2 protein-coding genes and 1 pseudogene are annotated in these 3,134 nt (G+C 67.5%); all 3 read right to left on the bottom strand.

The annotated features are described in order from the left end of the window. Positions 1-113 (bottom strand): annotated as a pseudogene (locus E7Z54_RS11200) (DUF2520 domain-containing protein); the annotation flags it as partial. 240 nt (positions 114-353) lie between these two features. Continuing rightward, positions 354-1,763, bottom strand: coding sequence for a phospholipase D-like domain-containing protein (locus E7Z54_RS11195; protein WP_136433714.1), 1,410 nt, complete (start codon positions 1,761-1,763; stop codon positions 354-356). Positions 1,764-1,851: 88 nt separating this feature from the next. Next, positions 1,852-3,134: glycosyltransferase family 61 protein (locus E7Z54_RS11190; protein WP_136433713.1), on the bottom strand; the 1,283-nt coding region annotated here is incomplete at its 5' end.

The following is a 3,134-nucleotide window of genomic DNA, read 5'->3' as shown; positions in this document are numbered from 1 at the left end:
CGACGCGAAGCGTCGGACTCGCCCGCGGCAGCGACGACGAGGTGGCCGGCCGCTCGGAGGCCGGCGGCCAGGACGGCGCCGACGCGGCCAGCGCCGACGACGCCCACCCGCATGCGGTGGGACATCTTGAACCTTTCGTTCCAGTCCCGCCGGCCACTCCTTCGGTCTCGAGGCGCCGCGTGGAGCTCGGCGCGTCTCGACCAACGGAGCCGGTGTGGGTACCGGACGTTGTGCTCATTCCGTTCGTCCCGGGGCTCCGGGACGCCCCTACGGTACGCCGACTGCTGAACACCGGGAACGGTTCGTCTCGGTGGGCTGCATCACAGCCCACCGAGACGAACGCGCCGTCCGCGCTACCGGTAGATCTGGCAGCCGTTGGCGGAATTGTCGACCGTGCACTGCCCCCACGGCCCGTGTGGACCGAAATGCGCGTTGTAGGCGTTGTAGACCGGGTGAGTGTCGCCTTCCGGTGTGAGCATCACGAAGAACTCATCGTTCTGGCGCAGCGAGGGCACATTGAGGTTGTGCGATCCGGCGTAGACCTGATACGACACCGAACCACCGGACTTGCGGTTGCCCTGGACGAGGAAGGACTTGTCGTGCACCCGCGGCATCTCCCGGATGCTCATCGCGCCGGCCGCCCTCTTGAGAATGTCGACGATGGACGGCGTGTAGGTCCCGGCCATCACCCATACACGGCAGCCCGCATTGGACATCTGAACGAGCTTTTCGGCGATCTCGGCGCGGCGAAAGACGGCTTGCTGGACACGAACCTCACAGTTGCCATTGGGCTGCCAGAGGTTGAGGCGACCCACGATGAAGTCGGTCTGAGCCTCGGGCGAGGCGATGATGTTCGCGCTCAGACCGTTCACCGTGCCGCGCTCGTCGGGGACGTAGTAGTCGACCCAGCCCTTGAGTCGCCTGGGAGCGCCGATGGGCTCGTCGGCGTTGTTGTACATCTGACGAAGGATGTTGTAAACGCCGAGACCGTCGTAGTTTTCGTGGTCACCATAGAGCGCCTGGTCGTTATAGGAGGTCATCGAGTTGTTGTAACCGCCGGAGCCACCGTGACTCTGAGCCGCGTTGTGAGAGCCGGTCCACACGACCCATGGACGGACGACACCCTCGGGATCCTTCGTCTTCGAAAAAGTCATTGCCTTCGTGTGGGCGATCCCAGAGGTGTGGTCTGAGTTGCACCCCCAACGACCCTCCGACAAGGTGCCGTCTCCGTCGTCATCGGGTGAGTACAGAGGACTGGAGCCACCCAGCGGCTTGAACTCTCCGCATCGCCGGCCGCCGAACGCGCGGTAGAAGCTCTTGTCCCCCAGTTGCGGGGTGTCGTAGGTGAACGTGAAACGGACGGTGACACCACGATCGTGGGCTCTCTTCAACGCGTCGACCACTGCTGGCTCGCGGATGGCAAGGAAGGCCCCCCGAATGATCACGGGATCCGCCCCCGCGGCGGGCGCCGGGGTGTCGTCGATCAGCCGGATCATCTCGTTGCGGATGTGGACATCCTGCGCACTCGAAGTACCGAGTTCGCAGGGTGCATGAGGCCGAGTGAAGTGGTGCCACGTAATGCGGCCACCCAACGTCGACTTCACCTGGCATCCGGTCACATTGGTTTCCCCGTGGGCGCTGGCTGTCGGAGCCGCGCCCCCACCCAGTTGCAGGATCGTGCCGAGCGTCGCGATCAGGACGCCAGCGACGCCGCTGGCGACGGCCCGGCGGGACATTGTCAGGATTTGGTGAGTACTAGGCATTTCTTGAGCCTAGGCGTCTGATCCCCGGAACTGGACGAGAACGGAAGAATGGGGGAAGAAATCTCCCAGCCGGCGGGCTTGCGGCAGCTCAGCCGCCGATCTCGTCGAGGATTCCGCGGAGGAACGGGCCCTCCCTCTCATCGTCGTAGCGGTACGACGACTGCAGGCCGCGCCCCTCGGAGCGACAGATCACAGAGTCGACGCGGTGCCCGTGGACGGCTGCCATGAGGTACTCGTTGCGGGGCCGGTAGGTCTCCGCGCCGATCATGATCACGCGCTTCGGATCCGGCACGAACGCGATCTGGAACAGCCCGCTCCCGGCGTACCCCGCGATCACCTCGGCGTTCCTGAAGAGCTGGACCTGCTCGCCCAGCGTGAAGTCCTCGGGGTAGAGGATCTCGAAGCCTCGCTGGGCGAACTGCGCCTCTACCTCTGCCCCGTTCTCGCAGGCTCGCTTCCCCGTCCGACGGGCGGCGAAGAACCGCCGCGGCCAGTCGCGCGGCTCCGCCTGGGCGGCGAGCGCGTCGCCGACGCTCAGCCAGGTCTCGGCGATCCGGGGGTGGACGTACTGCGGGTGACTGAACATCGGGGTGCCGCTGATCAGGCGCTCGACCCGGACCGGGTGGTCGAGGACGACGACCCGGTCCCGCGGGATCCCGCAGGCCTCGTAGAGGAGGTACTCGTACTCGAGCGGCCGCGGGCGCTTGCTCGTCACACCCACCAGGACCTTCGCCTCGGGGTCGATCGCCAGCGCCTCCGGCCAGCTCCAGACCCGCGACAGCGACTCGGTCAGCAGGTGGCCGAAGTGCCCGCGGAACTCGTTGTCGAGGTGGAGGTAGGTGCCGTCGAGGCGATCGGGGTCGGCGGGCAGCGGGCGGCGGGTGATCGCGAAGCGCGGGGCGGCGTCGGCCAGGAGTGTGTGCTGCAGCCTCCTCCACTGGTTGTGGCGGTAGGTGTCCGGCAGCAGGAACCGGCCGTCCACGAGGACCTGCTTGGGCGCCACGACGACGTCGCGGTACTCACGCAGGCTGATCGTCGCCCGGCTGATCGGGCGGTCGATCGGCGGCACCCGCGGCTCTGGCCCCTCACGCGTCGGCGGGGGTGGCGGGGGGTCCTCGGCGGGAATCACCGTGACCACCCGGTGGGGCGTCTCCATCTGGTCGAGGAGGGCGTTGAACTCGTCCTCGCGGAACTTGATCCTCACGTCGGGCAGGTCGTGAGTGAGCACCAGGTCCGCGCCGTCCGCGCGCGCCGTGACGTGGTCCCGGATCGCCAGGCGGATGTGGACCGGCACACTGCGGTTCGCCCGCCCGAACCGTTCGCCGGGCTCCGCCGCGGCACGGCGGAGCAGCCCGCCGAGCGCTCCGGGCG

This window comes from Nocardioides sp. (assembly GCF_004803405.1).
GTDB classification, from domain to species: domain Bacteria; phylum Actinomycetota; class Actinomycetes; order Propionibacteriales; family Nocardioidaceae; genus Nocardioides; species Nocardioides vastitatis.
This window is presented reverse-complemented; position numbering and strand designations above follow the sequence as displayed.